Here is a 17785-nt window from a genome sequence, read left to right on the forward strand (position 1 = left end):
GGAGAACGTGTCACTTCAAAAAGAAATTAAAAAAATAAAAGAAAAAAAAATAGCACCCATTTATGTTTTAAAAGGTGATCAGACTCTCTTAATTCAAAATTTTCTAGAAGAGTTAAAACAAAGTATTTTTGCAACGGAAGATGAAGCTTTTAATTACATACGTTTTGATATGGAGGAAACTTTAATTCAAGATGCGATTGCAGAAGCACAGTCTGTTCCTTTTTTTGGTGATTCTAAACTTGTAGTTATTGATAACCCTTATTTTTTAACTGCTGAACGAAAAAACAAAGAATTAGAACATAATTTAGAAATGTTACTGCGGTATTTTGAAGAACCATCTGAGCAAACAGTTTTGGTCTTTTTACATTCATATGAGAAATTTGATGAGCGTAAAAAGATAGTTAAGTCACTTAAAAAAAATAGTATCATCCTTAGTGTAGCGAGTTTATCAGAAAGAGAAACCCGAGAATACGTGATGTCACATTTAGAGCAACAAGGAGTGGACTTAGCGCAAGAAGCATATGCAGAATTAGCTTATTTATGTGATTTAGATTTATCGCGAATGATGAATGAGTTGGAAAAGTTGTCATTATTTGCTGAAGATACCCAAAAGATAACTAAGCAAAATGTAAAAGATTTAGTACCTAAATCACTAGACCATAATATATTTGATATGACAAATTATGTGATGCGAGGTGAAAAAGAAGCAGCGCTAAGACTGTATCAAGATTTATTAAAGCAAGGTGAAGACACAATAAAAATTAATGCTATTTTGATGAGTCAGGTTCGATTGTTTTTACAAGTTAAACTATTGCTTAGTATTCAATACCAGCAAAGTAATATTGTTGATGTTTTGAAAGTTCATCCCTATCGAGTGAAATTAGCTGTTCAAGAAGTTAGACCCATATCGTTGGAAAAATTGGGTTTAGTTTTTGATGAGTTAGTTGAAAATGATTACCGATTTAAAACGGGGCAAATGGAGCGGAATCTTCTATTTGAGTTGTTTATCTTAAAAGTTTAGAATAAAAAAACTTGGCGAGTTGAGATCCGGAAGGATTCATCTCACCAAGTTTTTATTATTAAGCGACTACTTTTTTTGCTAAACGAGATTTTTCGCGGTTAGCTTTATTTTGATGGATAAGACCCTTAGCAGAAACCACATCGATTTCTCTAATTGCAGCAACTAATAATTCTTGAGTGTTATCAGCATTAGTTTCAACTGCTTGTTCAAATTTTTTCATAGCTGTACGCATTTTGCTTAATTTAGCTGAGTTAGCTTCGTTAGCTTTTTCGTTAGTGCGAACACGTTTGATTGCAGATTCAATATTTGGCATTTGTTTCTCACCTCCGACATAGACTTTATATTTGAGTAAACAAATATAATTCAACATTCTCATTATACAGAATGAGATATGAGTTTGCAATAATAATCTTTTAGTTTTCTAATTTTTGATTTTAAAAGTACGATTTCAGTTTAATAGGTCTTAAAAGACGTAGACCATTTAAGATAACTAAAATTGTGCTGCCTTCATGTCCAATCACACCTAGCGGTAGGTTAATCACTTTTAAAAAGTTACTAGTAATTAAAAGAGTAATCACGATTAGCGAAAAAATAATGTTTTGAGTAATAATTTTTTTTAGTTTTTTGGAGAGTAAGTGAGAATAGACAATATGTAATAAATTACTCTTCATGAGTACTATATCAGCAACATCGATAGCAACATCAGTTCCTTGACCCATTGCGATACCAATCGTTGCATTGGCTAGAGCAGGAGCATCGTTTATACCATCACCGACCATTATATTGGTCCCAACACTCTCTTTTTGTTTTACGATAAATTCCGTTTTTGTTGCAGGTAAACACTCAGCTAACACTTGATCGACGTCAAGCTCATGAGCAATCGCATGGGCTGTTTTATGATTATCGCCGGTAAGCATCGTTGTTTGAATTCCCATATTTTTGAAATACTGGATGGTTTTCTTAGCTTCTTCTTTAGGAGTATCTAATAGACCAAAATATCCCATCGGTTGGTTATCTTTAGAAATAAAAATCACTGTATTTCCTTTATTTTGGAGAGTATCGATCATTTTTTGTTCTTCTAATCCAATAACTGCACAAGTAAATTTTTGTTTTCCTACTTTCCAAATTGAGTGATCAATTGTTGCTTGCATTCCAGCACCCGCATTTTCTTCGATTGAAATATTATTTAAATAGGGATTACGAGCTTCAATCGGGTAGTGGTCGATAATAGCTAATGCTAACGGATGGCGGCTAACAGCTTCGATAGCGACTAGAATATCAATTGTTTGCTGTTCATCTGTTGTTAAAAAATGGGAATGTGTAACATGAGGCGTTCCATTAGTAAGGGTTCCCGTTTTATCAAAAGAAATAGCTTTTAAATCACTTAAAGCTTCTAAATAAATCCCACCTTTAAAAAGAATTCCTTTTTTAGCACCATTTGAGATAGCTGCTAGGGTTGCAGGAGTAGCTGAAGCAACTAACGCACAGGGAGAAGCGACTACGAGTAAAACCATCCCTCGATAAAAACTTTCATCCCATGTCCAACTTAAAAAGAAATAAGGAATAAAAATAGTTAAGGGAACAATAACTAGAATAATTTTGACATATATATTTTCAAAACGATCTAAGAAGCTAGCCGTTTTTGAAGGTGTATTTTGCGCTTCATTAACGAGACGAATAATTTTACTGAAAAGTGTATCCTCATTTGTTTTAGTCACTTCCATTTTAAAAGCATGATTTAAATTAATCGTTCCTCCAAATAAATCATCTTTTTTTTGTTTTTCAATTGGCAATGCTTCACCGGTAATATTTGCTTCATCAATTGTTGCATAGTCATCAAGTAAGAAACCGTCAATTGGGATGTTTTCTCCTTTTGCGACAATCAGTTGATCACCAATTTCTAATTGACCAACAGGAATTGATTTTGTGGTTCCATCGTTTAAAATTTTAGTTGCAATTTCAGGTTGAATATTAATCAAAGCTTCAATTTCTTTTTTACTTTGACTTGTAGTCATATCTTCTAAGGTTCCACTTAATGAAAAAATAAAGGTCAACATAATACCTTCAAAGTAATATTGAATAGTACATGCTCCAATCGCAGCTAAAGCCATTAGAAGGTCGACATTCAAACGTCTCTCTTCAATCGTTGTTAAAATACCTTCTTTTGTTTGGGAGTACCCGCCAATAATCATTCCACCGATGAAGATAAGGGGAGAATATTGAAAACCATTTTTTTCTAAGATAAATCCTGTTACCATAAGTAAACCGCAAATTAAAGTGGTCCAAGTACTAGTTTGTATTTTTTTTAAGTTATTCATTTTTAATTACCTCCACAATTGGAGTATAACATAAAAAAAAATAAATTATAATAACTATTATCTAAGTAGGAATGATAATCATTTTCGATTAGATTTTAGTAAAAAAAAGACTGACTTGTAGATGTTTAAGTACAAGTTAGTCTTTTTGCAATTGATTTACATTCTCAATTAGATGAGGGTAGTTGATAACCAATAAATGATAATAATGGAACCTAAAATGATGCGATACCAACCAAATATTTTGAAGTCATGTTTTTTAATATAGTCCATCAAGAATTTAATTGCAATAATTGAAACAACAAATGCTACGAGACATCCAATTACGAGTAATAAAATTTCTGTTGACCCAAAAGTATTTCCTGCACGTAAAAATTTATAAACTTTTAAAGCACTAGCACCAAACATAACGGGTATTCCGAGAAAAAAGGTAAATTCGGCAGCTACAAAACGAGAACATCCAAAGAGGATAGCACCAATAATTGTTGCTCCAGAACGTGAAGTTCCGGGAACAAGGGCAAGGACTTGAAATAAACCAATGATGAAAGCCATTTTGAAAGTTAGATCATTTAATGTTTTTATTTTAGGCTCATGCGTCCGATTATAATTTTCAATTAAAATAAAAGCAATCCCGTAAACAATTAACATAATGGCGACGGGTAAAAATTTATGAAAGTGTAGCTCAAGATAATCATCTAGTAATGGACCAGCAATAATTGCTGGAATACAAGCAACTACCACTTTGAACCAAAGTACCCAAGTGTCATTTCGCTCAATTTTTGTTTTAGATTTAAAGGCAAATGGATTTAATTTATGAAAATAAAGGATGACAACGGCCATAATTGCACCAAGTTGAATAACAACATTGAACATCGTTTTAAAATCAGTAGACATATCCAACTTAATAAATTCATCAATTAAAATCAAATGCCCGGTACTACTGATCGGTAACCACTCGGTAATTCCCTCTACAATTCCAAGAAAAACAACTTTTAAAATATTGATAATATCCATAATAACAACCTTTCTAAAAAATAATCTAAATCCAAGTATACACGATAAAAAGAAAGAATTAAAAGGAAAATTTTAATGAATAAATAAAATTAAAATAGATAAAAGGCTTTAGATTAAGGAATGTCATGTACAATTAACATTAAAAATGATAATGTAAAGAATAAATTGCGACAATGTTAACGGAATATGCTAGTGGTTTAACTCGGATAATGTGATGATTTGTTTGGAAGGAGAGACTATTTGAATTGAAACTAGGAGAAAAAATAAAGAAGATTCGTAAAGAAAATAATTTGAGTCAGGAAGAATTTTCCGAAAAATTTAAAGTAACGCGTCAAACCGTTTCAAGTTGGGAAAACAAAAAAAGTTACCCTGATTTAGAAACGATTATGAAGTTAAGTGAAGATTATAAGATTTCAGTTGATGAGTTATTAAAAGGTGATGAAAAAGTGGTTAAGCAGATTGATTCAGAAAAGAAACAAAAAAAAATAATGATTCGAGTCCTGATTATCGTATTGGTTAGTAGTATAGTTTTATCAGTAGCTGGCTTCATCGCAGTAAAAAAAATGAATCATATCTCGTTTGAGATGCAACAGGACAAAACAATGGAACTTCAAACAATAAAAAAGGAATCGCTAGTTGTTGGAACAGGCTATTTTTCTCTACCTAAAAAAGGAAAAGTCACTTTTACTTCAAAAGGAGAAATAGACACGGGTGAATTAGAGATGAAAGTACTCAATAAAAAAACTAACGTTATCGTTTACCAAATAAAAAGGGATCGAATTAAAGATCAAAAAACTATTTTTCTTGAAAAAGGGTCCTATGAAATTCAGATAACAGCTAATGAATATAAGGAAAAAATAATGACTTATTCGTATGACTTAAAAATAGCAAACGAATAAAAAAATAATCGTTTATTAGCTGATGCAAGAAATGTTTGGAAAGAGTTTAAGTGGAAGCCGTTTGAAAATAATTGCTATCGTATCAATGGTAATAGACCATTTTACGAGAATTGTGTTAGTGAATGGGTTAGTTATGCAAGCACCCTATGCCCATTTTACAGACTATGAATTTAATCAGTTATTGTTACTAATTAAGATAGGAAGCATTTTGGGTCGAATTGCTTTTCCAATCTTTTGCTTTCTTCTTGTCGAGGGCTTTGTTCATACTAGAAATTTTAAAAAGTATTTGTTTAGTTTATTGCTTTCAGGTGTTTTAATTGAATTTTTGTATAATTGGGTATTCTTTGACAAGTTGTTTTATTTTGGAGAGCAAAATGTATTTTTTACTTTAAGTTTAGGATTAGTCCTACTTTTTATGATTAAAAAATATAAAAAACATTTGATTATTGTAGGATTAATGATAGTTACTGCAGCTTATTTTTCATATTTATTACGTCTAGATGGTTGGTATTATGGTATTTTATTGATGTCTACTTTCTATCTGTTCCGTGATAAAAAAAGTTTAAAATATCTAGTAGTTATTTTAGTGATGTATCTTTGTGGATTAGATTTTACTTGGAGAGCTTGGTATGATTTGTCTTTTTTAAGCTCAGCTTTTTCTTTAATCATTATTTTAAAATATAATCATCAAAGAGGAGCGACAGTAAAATATTTGTTTTATGTTTTTTATCCCGTCCATTTGATAGTATTAAAGGGATTATCAGTGCTTTTATGTGCTCCATTTTTTTAATAAAAAAGACAAGTAAATGAGAAAAATCTCGTTTGCTTGTCTTTTTGTCTAGTTATCCATACTTAAGTCATCAATGGTTTCATTAATGAAATATTGACGATAAAAAACGTTAAGGTCATGAAAAAATAGAATGAAAATAATTAAGATGAAGATCTTAGTTAATTGTAAAGGTAATAGCGTATTGAGATCAATCGTTTGTGTACTATAATCTAGGTAAATTTCAGCAAGATTACTGACACCTGCTAGTTTAGTGACTAAAAAAAGAATGGCGACCATCATGACTTGATGGATGATTGAACCAATATTATTTAATCTAAATTTAGCCATAATTCGATTGTCTTGCGGAATACCATTTTGTTTATAAGCAAACTGAGTAAGATCTTGATTGAGATATTGGGCAAAGAGACTTAATAGAAAGACACCTGTGTAAAAGGTCCAATCAAATAGAATGAGAAAAAAACTGAGGCTTAAGCCAATAATGAGAGTATTTCCTTGAGAAAAGCGAGTTTTCTTTTTAAGAAGGACATTCAAAGTTGGGCCAATAATTGTCGCGATTAAATAAAGAAGATAAACAATATAAAAAGCTCTTTTGCCACGTGATATTAACATAAAAAAAGTACAAAACACAAAAATGAAATTGGTTAGCATCCCTTTGTAGATAATAATTGTTGTGGCTAATTTGTTGAATTTTCTTTTTGGTTTTACTTTTTTTAAGTAAAAAATATAGATTAAGGAGACGCTGATGAATAGTAAAATCATCGGTAAAAGAAAATTAGTAAAACCTATTTTTTTAGAGCTTTTTAAGATGAAAATAGTAAAAAAACCTAATGAAAATAGAAGTAATGATTCACTGATTGAGTAATTGGGATAAGGTGTATTATCCATAATTTGGTACGTTGGATAAGCGCTAATAATAATATAAAGCAAGATGAGATTAAACATCAAAAATAGGAAGGTACTCATCAATGAATGATTAGACGCTTTGAATAGTCCAAAAATTAGGACAACAGCAAATAGCAATGAATAAGCTAAATCTTTTGGAGCAGTTTTCAGATGATTATATTTTTTTTCATGGAGTTTAACAGTTAAATGGGCGGGCGTCAGTAGTCCACTAGATATTCCTAAAAAAATACCCGAAAAAATTTGGAGATAAAAGTGCCGATGAGAAAGAAAACCGATAAAAGAACCTATAATACCTACTAATATTGAAAACTTTAACAATTTAAAACTATCAATTTCTTTTATTCTAAAGATAAAAAGAATCGTTGTTTTAAAGCAGTAGAACATGACTAGGGGAAGAATAAAGCGATTGATTTTCTCATGGTTAATAAAAAGTTGCGACAAAATAAAGATTGGAAAGAAATTCATCCCATTAATCATAACAAATGGGATAAAAGTTAATTTTTCGCCTAATTTTTGAACGGTTGATAACATAATATCACCTCAATAATTTAATTATTTTGATTATAACATATTATATAAGTTTGTAAGAATGACAAAAAGCAACAATGTTTAGTATAATGATATAAAGATGAAGGAGGTTTTAAGATGACACAAGTTAAACAAATTATTACAGGTAGTATTGAAGAAAATTGTTATCTTATTTATAGTCAAAAAACGCTTTTAATTGTTGATCCAGGAAATGATGCTAATAAAATAAAAGCTGAAATTGAAGCCAGTGGAATCGAACCAGAGGCTATTCTGATAACACATGCTCACTATGATCACATTGGTGCAGTAGAAGAATTACGTTCTGATTATGATATTCCAGTTTATATCAGTCCTGTGGAACAAGAGTGGTTAACTGATCCAAAATTAAACTTTTCAGGATTAATGCATCACAATGATATGCTTGATATCATTGTACAGCCAGCAGAACACTTATTTGAAAATTATCAAGAGTATGAATTTGGAGATTTAAAATTTAAAGTAGTACCAACACCGGGACATTCACCAGGTAGTGTTAGTTTTGTCTTCGATGATTTTGTGGTTACAGGAGATGCCCTTTTTTCTGGAAGCATTGGTCGAACGGACTTACCATTTGGAAATAGGCAGGATTTGTTGCAGAGTATTCAAACGGAACTCTTTACTTTACCTGATCATTTTAAAGCATACCCTGGTCACCGTGAACCAACGACGATTGGAAAAGAGAAGAAAACCAATCCGTTTTTCAATTAATAAAATAAAAAGACTCTGCGTTCTAAATTAATAGAAAGCAAAGTCTTTTTATTTTATTAAAGTAAAGTCAAAATATTATTTGGTTGTTTGAAAAAGTAAGAGGTTAATTCCATTGACAAATAAACAGACTGAAATGAGAATATTAGGTCCGATAATATTTTGAGTTGCTGGTATTAATAATAAAAGTAAGCTTATAAATGCTAAGGTGTAATAGAGTTTTCTTATTTTAAAATTATTTTGTTGTAAAACTTCCATCGATAATAATAAAATAAAATGAATGAAAGTATCAAAACCTAAACAAATGGCAATCCCAATAGTGGCCAGATAGGTACTCGAAAAGAGAGTAAATATTAGTATAACACCAAGGGATATATTTGCTAAAGCTAGAAAAATAAAAACATTTTTTAATTTTGTTTGCCGAAAATCGTCATAAGTATAGTAATAAAAAAAATAGCTAAAAAAACCTTTTAAAATAGTAACTAGTGCAACTGGAACAATCAAATATTGAATTCCCTTTGAAAAAGCAAATAAAATCAGGCCACTGATGAAAAACATCAAAAAGCCAGAAAAATGAAAGAACCAGTCAGTTGGATTAAAATAATGGGTCATTGCCCTAATCTTTTTTAATTTCATCTGCTGTAAAATCCCCTTTATAAAACTATAATTATCCCCAATGATGTTATAGTTTTAAATCATTAAAGTTTAGTAGTGGCTAATATTATTCCAATCTTTAAGTTGATAATCAAAATTTTCAGGATTAACTTCTAAAGTTGAAATACTTACGTTATCTAGCATTCGTTGTTTACGAATATCCTTAATCGGCGTTCCTGTTAAATAAGATAATGTTGTTAGTAAGGTAAGACCATGCGAAACGACTAAAATTTTACCATCCGGATATTTTTCAGTATAGTCTTTAAATACAGGAATAGTTCGATCTAAAAGGTCTTGAAAACTTTCACCTTTAAAATCAGAAGGATCATACAAATCTGGACGTTCGATAAGGTGTGAAAATTGTTCGAAATGTTCAAAGTTACTTTGGGGCAGACCATCCCACTCACCGAATTCAAGTTCGCGAAGATTGTTAATGGTTTCAATAGATAGTTCAGTTGGGTGAGTTGATAAAATAGATTCGGCAGTATCGTGTGCTCTTTTTTGAGGACTGGCAATAACGCAATCGAAATTAACGTCTTTTAAAAAAGTACCCGCTTGTTTTGCATATTGATAACCTTCTTCAAGTAAGGGTGAGTCAGAAAGACCTCCTTGTAAAATAAAATTCTGATTAAACTCTGTTTTTCCATGACGGATACAGTAAAAAATAGCCATATAAAAACTCCTTTCAGTTAATAACTACATTATAATGGAAAAATAAAAGATTGCAAAAATCAAATTTTAAACGATTAAATTTAAGGTAAAAGGATTGCCTTTTTTCACTAATTAGATTATACTTACAAAGTATGCTATTTATTAGCGTATAAATCCACATTAATTGCCAATTTTTTAAGAGGTGCTTAAATTTATTTTAAGTTCTTAAAAGAGTTATAATGGCGTTGAGAGGAAAATAAAAACCAAAACGGAGGAAACAAAACATGGCAGTAATCTCAATGAAACAACTACTTGAAGCTGGTGTACATTTCGGACACCAAACTCGTCGTTGGAACCCAAAAATGAAGAAATATATCTTTACAGAAAGAAATGGTATTTATATCATTGATTTACAAAAAACAGTACGTCTAGTTGACGATGCTTATAACTACATGAAAAATGTTGCAGAAGAGGGCGGAATCGCTTTATTCGTAGGAACTAAAAAACAAGCACAAGAAGCGATCAAAGAAGAAGCAATTCGCTCAGGTCAATATTATATTAACCACCGTTGGTTAGGTGGAACTTTAACTAACTGGGATACTATTCAAAAACGTATCGCTCGTTTAAAACAAATCACTATCATGGAAGAAGATGGCGTATTTGAAGTTTTACCTAAAAAAGAAGTTTCTGGTTTAATTAAAGAACGTGAACGTTTAGAAAAATTCTTAGGTGGTATCGCTGATATGCCAAGAATACCTGACGTAATGTTTATTGTTGACCCACGTAAAGAACGTATTGCTGTTCAAGAAGCTCATAAATTAAATATTCCAATCGTAGCTATGGTTGATACTAACTGTGATCCAGATGAGATTGATGTTGTTATCCCAGCTAACGATGATGCAATTCGTGCGGTTAAATTAATTTCTGGAAAAATGGCAGATGCTTTCATCGAAGGCCGTCAAGGTGAAGATGAAGTTGTTGAGGAAACATTCGTAGAGGTTGTTTCTGAAGAAGCTCCATCAATCGAAGAAATTGTTGAAGTTGTTGAAGGAAAAAGTGCTGAATAATTTTAAATATTAAAAGATTGGCTGTCTTAGGCTGCGGGGTCAAGGTGAACAAAGTAGCCATGATAACTGTTACTTAAGGCAGTTTTTTGTTAAATAAAAAAGAAGATTATCTAAGCAAAATTTAGGAGGAAATAAAGAATGACTAAAATTAATGCAACTATGGTAAAAGAATTACGTGATCGTACAGGCGTTGGTATGATGGACGCAAAACGCGCATTGGTTGAGGTTGATGGCGATATGGATAAAGCTATTGACTTATTAAGAGAAAAAGGTATGGCTAAAGCTGACAAGAAAAATGATCGCATTGCAGCAGAAGGATTAGCTAACGTAGCTGTTAATGGAAATGTTGCAGCCATCGTTGAAATTAACTCAGAAACAGACTTTGTTGCTAAAAATGAAAAATTCCAAAAATTAGTTGCAGATGTGGCTCAATTAGTTGCTGACAATAAACCAGCTGATATGGATGCTGCTATGGCAATTACAACACCAACAGGAACAATTGCATCTGATTTAGTTGAAGCAAATACAGTGATTGGTGAAAAAATTAGCTTCCGTCGTTTTGAAATTGTTGAAAAACAAGACAATGCAGCATTTGGTGCTTACTTACATATGGGAGGAAAAATCGCTGTTTTATCATTAATTGATGGAACAACAGATGAAGAAGTTGCAAAAGATATCGCGATGCATGTTGCAGCTATTAACCCTCGCTATGTAACAAAAGATCAAGTATCGACAGAAGAATTAGAACGTGAAAAGAAAGTATTGACTGAACAAGCTTTAAATGAAGGTAAACCAGCAAATATCGTTGATAAAATGGTAGCTGGACGTATGCATAAATTCTTAGCTGAGGTTTGCTTAGTAGACCAACCATTTGTTAAAGATCCAGATATGACTGTTGAAAAATATGCAGCATCAAAAAATGCTACAGTTAAAGGTTTTGTCCGTTTCGAAGTTGGTGAAGGCTTAGAAAAACGTGAAGAAAACTTTGCTGACGAAGTTATGAGCCAAATGAAATAATTTCGTTAAGTCAATCGAACGCATTTATTCTAATAAATAACTGCGTTCTTTTTTTTAGAAAAAATAGAGAGATTTGAATTAAAGATAAAGCAAAAAGCGGAGGTTAAAAAGATGGCAGAACCTAAGTATCGACGAGTACTTTTAAAAGTAAGTGGTGAAGCATTAGCAGGTAATAAAGGATTTGGAATCAATCCTCCTGTAGTCAAAGAATTTGTTAAAGAAATCAAAGAAATCTTTGAATTAGGAATTGAAGTAGCCGTTGTTGTTGGCGGAGGAAACATTTGGCGCGGAACAATTGGTGCTGAGATGGGAATGGAACGTTCTCAAGCAGATTATATGGGAATGTTAGCAACTGTCATGAATGCCTTAGCGTTGCAAGATACTTTAGAAAACTTAGGTGTTCCAACACGTGTTCAAACTTCTATTGAAATGAGACAAATTGCAGAACCGTATATTAGAAGACGCGCTATTCGTCACTTAGAGAAAGATCGTGTGGTTATCTTTGCTGGAGGAACAGGAAACCCGTACTTCACAACAGATACAGCAGCAGCATTACGAGCTGTCGAAATAGAAGCAGATGTTATTTTAATGGCTAAAAACAATGTTGATGGTGTTTATTCTGCAGATCCACGTATTGATACAACAGCTACTAAATTTGATGAATTAACGCATTTAGATGTTATTTCTAAAGGATTATCAGTGATGGATTCAACAGCTAGTAGTTTAAGTATGGACAACGATATTCCGCTTGTTGTCTTTAATATAAATGAACCAGGAAATATTAAACGAGTTGTTCTAGGTGAACAAATCGGAACTACCGTAAGGGGGAAATAAAATGCAAACAACAATTTTAAATGAAACAAAAGATAAAATGACTAAAGCAGAAGAAAGTTTACAGCGTGAACTTGGTTTGATTAGAGCTGGTCGAGCAAATGCTAGTATTTTAGATCGTATTAGCGTTGAATATTATGGCGTTCAAACACCTTTAAACCAGATGTCTTCAATCACTATTCCCGAAGCTCGAGTATTAATGATTACTCCTTTTGATAAAACGATTATTGGAGAGATCGATAAAGCAATTCAATCTAGTGATATCGGAATTAGCCCTTCAAATGATGGGACAGTGATTCGTCTGGTAATCCCTCAATTAACTGAAGAACGCCGTAAAGAGTTAGCTAAAGAAGTTGGTAAATATGGTGAAAATGCAAAAGTTGTCGTTCGAGGTATTCGTCGTGAAGCAATTGACAGCTTAAAAAAATTAGAAAAAGATAAAGTCATTTCAGAAGATGAGTTACGTACTTTAGAAAAAGAAGTCCAAACACTGACTGATGGAAGTACTAAAAATATTGATAGCATTGTAGCTAATAAAGAAGAAGAATTATTAGAAGTTTAGACAAATTGGGGGAAAAGTCGTAGAACGTTCTACGACTTTTTTTCTTTAATGTTTAAATTATTGATTAATTTCTTAAAATTAATAGGCTTTTAATAGAGTCTTTGCTACAATAGAAACGATAGTCTACGTCTTTATTAGGGGGCTTTATATGCTAAATTTATTTAATAAGAAAATAAAAGAAGAGACTTTAACTAGTTTTGATAAATCAAAACCGGTTCCACGACATATAGCAGTTATTATGGATGGGAACGGGCGGTGGGCTCAAAAGAGAATGATGCCCCGTGTTGCTGGACATAAAGAAGGTATGAACAATGTTAAACGAATTACCAAACACGCTAGTCGATTGGGTGTAAAAGTCTTAACTTTATATGCTTTTTCAACAGAAAATTGGAAGCGACCAACGGATGAAGTCAGTTTTTTGATGAAGTTACCGGTTGAGTTCTTTGATATTTTTGTTCCTGAATTGATTAAGGAAAATGTTAAAGTAGAAGTGATGGGTTATATCGAAGAATTACCAGAACATACTAAAAAAGCTGTTATCCGAGCGAAGGAACAAACAAAAAATAATACAGGGATGATTTTGAACTTTGCTCTTAATTATGGTGGAAGAGCTGAAATCTTAACAGCAGTGAATGAGCTTGTGTCAAAAGCACAGGTTACGACAGTAGGAGAAGTAACCGAAGAAACATTTGCAGAACATTTAATGACTGGTGTTTTACCTGAAGAGTATCGTGATCCGGATTTGTTAATCCGAACAAGTGGTGAAGAAAGAATCAGTAATTTTTTATTATGGCAATTAGCATATAGTGAATTGTTTTTTACTGAGGTAAGTTGGCCAGATTTTAAGAATGATGATTTAGAAGATGCAATTGGCGTCTATCAGTCCAGAAACCGTCGTTTTGGTGGTTTAAGGGAAACAAAAAAAGGAGCTGAATTAAAATGAAACAACGTGTAATTACCGCAGTAATTGCCTTAGCTTTGTTTTTACCTTTGGTGATTTATGGAGGAATACCACTACAATTAGTTATCGCATTAATGGGAATTATCGCAGTTTATGAATTATTTAATATGAAAAATTTAGAATTAAAAAGTATTGAGGGAGTTCTTGCTGGTTTGACAACGGTCTTTATTATCCTAGGGCCTAGTCAAGTTTTGGATTTTTTACCAGCATCAGTTGATACGAATTCATTATATTATCTTTTTATCATGATTATTTTAATCCTACCCGTTTTTTCAAAAAACGAGTATACTTTTGAAGATGCTGCATTTCCAGTTTTAGTTAGTCTTTATATTGGAATGGGCTTCAAAAACTTCATTGTGGCAAGAGAAGCAGGACTGTCAATTTTAATTTATGCTTTATTTGTTGTATGGGCAACAGATATTGGAGCTTATGTACTGGGACGAAAATTTGGGTCCAAAAAATTAGCCCCTCATATTTCACCTAATAAATCAATTGAAGGTGCACTTGGTGGGATTGTCTCTGCTGTATTTATTAGTTTACTTTATTTATTATTCTTCCCTATGAGTTATTCATTGACAACGATGTTGTTTCTAACTATTTTATTCTCAGTGGTTAGTCAGTTAGGGGATTTAGTTCAATCAGCATATAAACGTTATTATGGAGTTAAAGATGCAGGTAAAATATTACCTGGTCATGGTGGGATTTTAGATCGTTTTGATAGTCTATTATTTGTATTCCCACTGATGCATATTTTTGGTGTATTTTAAATTATTTAATTGAGAGGATGTTTAGATGAAAACAATTATTACATTTATATTTGTCTTTGGTTTAATTGTGTTAGTCCATGAATTCGGTCATTTTATTTTTGCGAAACGTGGCGGTATCTTAGTCAGAGAGTTTTCGATTGGTATGGGACCTAAACTATTCTCTCACCGTGTGAATGGTACGGCTTACTCTATTCGACTACTTCCAATTGGTGGTTATGTTCGAATGGCTGGTGCTGGTGATGATGAGTTAGAGCTTTCGCCAGGATTGCCAATTTCTTTGGTTTTAAATGATATTGGTGAAGTTGTTCGTATCAATTTAAGTAAAAAAATTGCTATTCCTAATAGTATTCCGATTGAAGTTTTAGAATATGATTTAGAAAAAGAGTTATTGATTCGTGGTTATGAAAATCGTGATGAAAGTATTATCAAAGAATTTAAAGTTGACCATGATGCAACAATTATAGAAGAAGATGGGGTTGAAGTTCAAATTGCTCCATTAGATGTTCAATTTCAATCAGCAAAGTTAGGTCGTCGTTTGATGACGAATTTTGCCGGACCTTTAAATAATTTTATTTTAGCATTTGTTTTATTTGTGATTGTTGCTTTTCTACAAGGTGGAACGTACGTTCCTAATCACACCACACTAATCGGTGGAATTGAGCAGAATAGTCCTGCTGATAAGGCAGGTCTTAAACCAGGAGATTCAATCGTAGAAGTTTCAGGTAAAAAAGTGAGTACTTTTTCCGAGATGTCTAAAGAAATTTCTGATAAACCAGGAAAAAAATTAAGAATCATCGTCAAAAATGAAAAAGGGATTAATAGAGAACTTGAAATTACTCCCAAAGCTACAAAAATTGATGACAAAGTAGGACAGATTGGAATTATGATGACCAACGAGTTTAAACCATTGTCTTTCTTTGGAAAAATAAAATTAGGAGCAACGCAAACCGTAGCGAATTCACTTTCAATTTTTAAAGCATTGGGTGATTTGATAACAGGTTTTAGTTTAAATAAATTGGGTGGGCCAGTGATGATTTTTAAATTGTCTGAGACAGTATCCCAAAGTGGTTTTATTTCTATTTTAATTTTTACAGCGACTTTATCTGTTAATTTAGGAATTATGAATTTAATTCCATTACCAGGATTAGATGGAGGAAAAATTTTATTAAACCTTTATGAAGGTGTCAGAGGAAAACCTCTTAGTCAAGAAAAAGAAATGGCAATTACGATGGTAGGTGTTGCTGTTTTAGCTGTATTGATGATTGCTGTGACTTGGAATGACTTTCATCGTTTCTTTATAAGATAGTTTTGTTTGGTCGTTATTTAAGGAGGAAAAAAAGTGAAGCAGTCAAAGTTATTCATGCCGACACTAAGGGAAGTGCCGCGTGAATCTGATGTACTGAGTCAGCAGGTATTGTTACGGGGAGGGTATATTCGACAATTATCGAGTGGTGTTTATAGTTATCTACCACTTGCTAATTTTGTGTTGAATCGTTTGAAGAAAATTATTAGAGAAGAATTTGCAAAAATAGATGCGAATGAGATGTTGTTGCCAAGTTTTATTCCTAAACAAATGTTAAAAAGAAGTGAACAATATAATCAGCAACGACGCTTCCATTTTGAGGTATCAGATAATGAGGATCGTGATTATGTATTAGGACATTCTCATGAAGCGGTATTTTTATCATTAATCAAAGACGCGATAACGTCTTATAAAAAATTACCGATAACATTATATCAATTTAAAGAAAAATTTCGTGATGAAGTAAGAGCAAAACAAGGACTGATGCGGACGAGAGAGTTTTTAATGAGTGACGCATGTTCTTTCCACTATACCACTCATGATTTAGAAACTCATTTTAAGGAGATTGAAAAAATATATTTACGAATATTTGAGCGTTGTGGCGTTAAATGTTATTCTGTTGTTGGAAAACGTAATAAAGAAACTGATTTTTTATCGAAAGAATTCTTGGCATTAACAGAACATGGAGATCAAACGATTGTTTATTCGGATGCAAGTGATTATGCAGCTAAACTTGAAATGGCAACGAGTGAATTTGTCGGTGAAAGTAAAAGACAACTGATGCGAGAGATGGCATTAGTTGAGACGCCGAACATTGAAACGATTGCTGAGGTAGCTTCTTACTTTGAAATAACGCCGGATAAGATTTTAAAAACGCTTCTTTTACAAGTAGATGATCGTTTAGTCATGGTTTTACTTCGTGGTGATCATGAAATTAGTCTTTACAAAGTGGGACAGTTTTTAAAAGCTGAGCATGTTCAATTGGCTAAACCGGAACAAGTTGAAAAGTGTTATTCCAGTAGTTTTGGTTCACTTGGACCAATAAATGATTGTTCTAGTATTGAGATTGTAGCAGATTTATACGTTGAAACAATGATGAATTTTGTTTGTGGCGCAACTAAAACAGGGTATCATTTTAAGGATGTTAATATCAATCGTGATGTTTCAGTCAGTGCCTTTTCTGATTTCAAATTAGTAAAAAATGGTGAGCCTTCCCCTGATGGGCTAGGTATTTTACACTTTGCTAAAGCTGTTGAATTAGGCCATATATTTCAAGTAGGTGATTATTTGAGTTATTTATTTGATGCGATGATTTCAGATGAACAAGGGAAAAAGCAACCTATTTTAATGGGAAGTTACCGTTTGGGCTTGAGTCGCTTATTTGCAACAATCGTCGATACAACGTGTGATGAGGAAGGGATTACTTGGCCAACTGAAGTTGCTCCTTTTGATATGCATTTGATTTTAGTTAAGATGACCGATGAGGCGCAGGTAGCTTTAGCTGAAGAATTGGAAGAAACACTTAGTATGGCAGGTTTTTCTGTTTTAGTAGACGACCGTAATGAACGTACTGGAGTAAAATACAAAGACGCTGATTTAGTTGGGGCCCCCTATCGAATTACGATTGGTGATAAAGCTGAAGAAGGAATTGTCGAAGTTAAACTCAAAAAAACAGCAGCGTTTTTAGAAGTTAGGAAAGAAGAATTGTTAGAAACATTAAAAATTTTAAATCAATAATAGGATAGGGCTTTTAAGCAA

18 protein-coding genes are annotated in these 17785 nt (G+C 32.4%); 12 read left to right on the top strand and 6 right to left on the bottom strand.

Annotated elements, in window-relative coordinates:
- Positions 1–7: 7 nt before the first annotated feature.
- On the top strand, positions 8–1021 hold the full coding sequence (gene holA, locus ACTJFD_RS04645) for a DNA polymerase III subunit delta (RefSeq protein ID WP_442259939.1): 1014 nt from the start codon (positions 8–10) through the stop codon (positions 1019–1021).
- Between the two features lie 58 nt (positions 1022–1079).
- On the opposite strand, the gene rpsT is transcribed toward holA, so the two are convergent.
- From rpsT to ACTJFD_RS04660, 3 genes are all read right to left on the bottom strand, one after another.
- Positions 1080–1334, bottom strand: coding sequence for a 30S ribosomal protein S20 (gene rpsT / locus ACTJFD_RS04650; protein ID WP_442259940.1), 255 nt, complete (start codon positions 1332–1334; stop codon positions 1080–1082).
- 121 nt (positions 1335–1455) lie between these two features.
- The gene (locus tag ACTJFD_RS04655) at positions 1456–3339 is read right to left on the bottom strand and encodes a heavy metal translocating P-type ATPase (protein WP_442259941.1); all 1884 of its coding nucleotides are present in this window, start codon (positions 3337–3339) and stop codon (positions 1456–1458) included.
- Positions 3340–3507: 168 nt separating this feature from the next.
- On the bottom strand, positions 3508–4350 hold the full coding sequence (locus ACTJFD_RS04660; protein ID WP_442259942.1) for an undecaprenyl-diphosphate phosphatase: 843 nt from the start codon (positions 4348–4350) through the stop codon (positions 3508–3510).
- A gap of 245 nt (positions 4351–4595) precedes the next feature.
- Here ACTJFD_RS04660 and ACTJFD_RS04665 point away from each other — a divergent pair, with 245 nt between their 5' ends.
- Positions 4596–5249, top strand: a complete 654-nt coding sequence (locus ACTJFD_RS04665; RefSeq protein ID WP_442259943.1) for a helix-turn-helix domain-containing protein — start codon at positions 4596–4598, stop codon at positions 5247–5249.
- Positions 5250–5310: 61 nt separating this feature from the next.
- Entirely contained in the window at positions 5311–6039 is a 729-nt protein-coding gene (locus tag ACTJFD_RS04670; RefSeq protein ID WP_442259944.1) for a TraX family protein, read from the top strand.
- 48 nt (positions 6040–6087) lie between these two features.
- On the opposite strand, the gene ACTJFD_RS04675 is transcribed toward ACTJFD_RS04670, so the two are convergent.
- The gene (locus ACTJFD_RS04675) at positions 6088–7473 is read right to left on the bottom strand and encodes a hypothetical protein (RefSeq protein ID WP_442259945.1); all 1386 of its coding nucleotides are present in this window, start codon (positions 7471–7473) and stop codon (positions 6088–6090) included.
- Positions 7474–7587: 114 nt separating this feature from the next.
- Between ACTJFD_RS04675 and ACTJFD_RS04680 the strand changes: the two genes are divergently transcribed.
- The gene (locus ACTJFD_RS04680; protein ID WP_442259946.1) at positions 7588–8217 is read left to right on the top strand and encodes an MBL fold metallo-hydrolase; all 630 of its coding nucleotides are present in this window, start codon (positions 7588–7590) and stop codon (positions 8215–8217) included.
- Between the two features lie 75 nt (positions 8218–8292).
- On the opposite strand, the gene ACTJFD_RS04685 is transcribed toward ACTJFD_RS04680, so the two are convergent.
- Entirely contained in the window at positions 8293–8850 is a 558-nt protein-coding gene (locus ACTJFD_RS04685) for a hypothetical protein (protein ID WP_442259947.1), read from the bottom strand.
- A gap of 69 nt (positions 8851–8919) precedes the next feature.
- Entirely contained in the window at positions 8920–9540 is a 621-nt protein-coding gene (locus ACTJFD_RS04690) for a histidine phosphatase family protein (protein ID WP_442259948.1), read from the bottom strand.
- 263 nt (positions 9541–9803) lie between these two features.
- Between ACTJFD_RS04690 and rpsB the strand changes: the two genes are divergently transcribed.
- From rpsB to ACTJFD_RS04730, 8 genes are all read left to right on the top strand, one after another.
- Positions 9804–10586 carry a 30S ribosomal protein S2 gene (rpsB, locus tag ACTJFD_RS04695; protein WP_442259949.1) on the top strand — a complete coding sequence of 261 codons (783 nt, stop codon included), beginning with the start codon at positions 9804–9806 and terminating at the stop codon, positions 10584–10586.
- A gap of 138 nt (positions 10587–10724) precedes the next feature.
- Entirely contained in the window at positions 10725–11603 is an 879-nt protein-coding gene (tsf, locus tag ACTJFD_RS04700; protein WP_442259950.1) for a translation elongation factor Ts, read from the top strand.
- A 111-nt stretch (positions 11604–11714) separates the two neighbouring features.
- Complete coding sequence (pyrH, locus tag ACTJFD_RS04705; protein WP_442259951.1) at positions 11715–12437, top strand: UMP kinase; 723 nt, start codon at positions 11715–11717, stop codon at positions 12435–12437.
- A 1-nt stretch (position 12438) separates the two neighbouring features.
- Complete coding sequence (gene frr / locus ACTJFD_RS04710) at positions 12439–12996, top strand: ribosome recycling factor (RefSeq protein WP_442259952.1); 558 nt, start codon at positions 12439–12441, stop codon at positions 12994–12996.
- Between the two features lie 148 nt (positions 12997–13144).
- A complete protein-coding gene (locus ACTJFD_RS04715; protein ID WP_442259953.1) occupies positions 13145–13939 on the top strand; it encodes an isoprenyl transferase in 795 nt (264 codons plus the stop codon).
- Entirely contained in the window at positions 13936–14724 is a 789-nt protein-coding gene (locus tag ACTJFD_RS04720) for a phosphatidate cytidylyltransferase (RefSeq protein ID WP_442259954.1), read from the top strand. Before ACTJFD_RS04715 ends, ACTJFD_RS04720 begins: the two co-directional genes overlap by 4 nt.
- A 25-nt stretch (positions 14725–14749) precedes the next feature.
- A complete protein-coding gene (gene rseP / locus ACTJFD_RS04725; protein WP_442259955.1) occupies positions 14750–16030 on the top strand; it encodes an RIP metalloprotease RseP in 1281 nt (426 codons plus the stop codon).
- A 33-nt stretch (positions 16031–16063) separates the two neighbouring features.
- Entirely contained in the window at positions 16064–17764 is a 1701-nt protein-coding gene (locus ACTJFD_RS04730) for a proline--tRNA ligase (protein ID WP_442259956.1), read from the top strand.
- Positions 17765–17785 lie beyond the last annotated feature (21 nt).

The sequence above is a fragment of the Vagococcus sp. genome (assembly GCF_052102835.1).
In the GTDB taxonomy this organism is placed as follows: Bacteria; Bacillota; Bacilli; order Lactobacillales; family Vagococcaceae; genus Vagococcus.

Excerpts from the sequence above, each read along its gene's own strand:
- tsf (WP_442259950.1), top strand. The coding sequence starts at position 10,725 with ATGACTAAAATTAATGCAACTATGGTAAAAGAATTACGTGATCGTACA.
- frr (WP_442259952.1), top strand. The coding sequence starts at position 12,439 with ATGCAAACAACAATTTTAAATGAAACAAAAGATAAAATGACTAAAGCA.
- rpsB (WP_442259949.1), top strand. The coding sequence starts at position 9,804 with ATGGCAGTAATCTCAATGAAACAACTACTTGAAGCTGGTGTACATTTC.
- ACTJFD_RS04685 (WP_442259947.1), bottom strand. The coding sequence starts at position 8,850 with ATGAAATTAAAAAAGATTAGGGCAATGACCCATTATTTTAATCCAACT.
- ACTJFD_RS04715 (WP_442259953.1), top strand. The coding sequence starts at position 13,145 with ATGCTAAATTTATTTAATAAGAAAATAAAAGAAGAGACTTTAACTAGT.
- ACTJFD_RS04675 (WP_442259945.1), bottom strand. The coding sequence starts at position 7,473 with ATGTTATCAACCGTTCAAAAATTAGGCGAAAAATTAACTTTTATCCCA.
- rseP (WP_442259955.1), top strand. The coding sequence starts at position 14,750 with ATGAAAACAATTATTACATTTATATTTGTCTTTGGTTTAATTGTGTTA.
- ACTJFD_RS04720 (WP_442259954.1), top strand. The coding sequence starts at position 13,936 with ATGAAACAACGTGTAATTACCGCAGTAATTGCCTTAGCTTTGTTTTTA.
- rpsT (WP_442259940.1), bottom strand. The coding sequence starts at position 1,334 with ATGCCAAATATTGAATCTGCAATCAAACGTGTTCGCACTAACGAAAAA.
- ACTJFD_RS04655 (WP_442259941.1), bottom strand. The coding sequence starts at position 3,339 with ATGAATAACTTAAAAAAAATACAAACTAGTACTTGGACCACTTTAATT.
- ACTJFD_RS04690 (WP_442259948.1), bottom strand. The coding sequence starts at position 9,540 with ATGGCTATTTTTTACTGTATCCGTCATGGAAAAACAGAGTTTAATCAG.
- pyrH (WP_442259951.1), top strand. The coding sequence starts at position 11,715 with ATGGCAGAACCTAAGTATCGACGAGTACTTTTAAAAGTAAGTGGTGAA.
- ACTJFD_RS04660 (WP_442259942.1), bottom strand. The coding sequence starts at position 4,350 with ATGGATATTATCAATATTTTAAAAGTTGTTTTTCTTGGAATTGTAGAG.
- ACTJFD_RS04680 (WP_442259946.1), top strand. The coding sequence starts at position 7,588 with ATGACACAAGTTAAACAAATTATTACAGGTAGTATTGAAGAAAATTGT.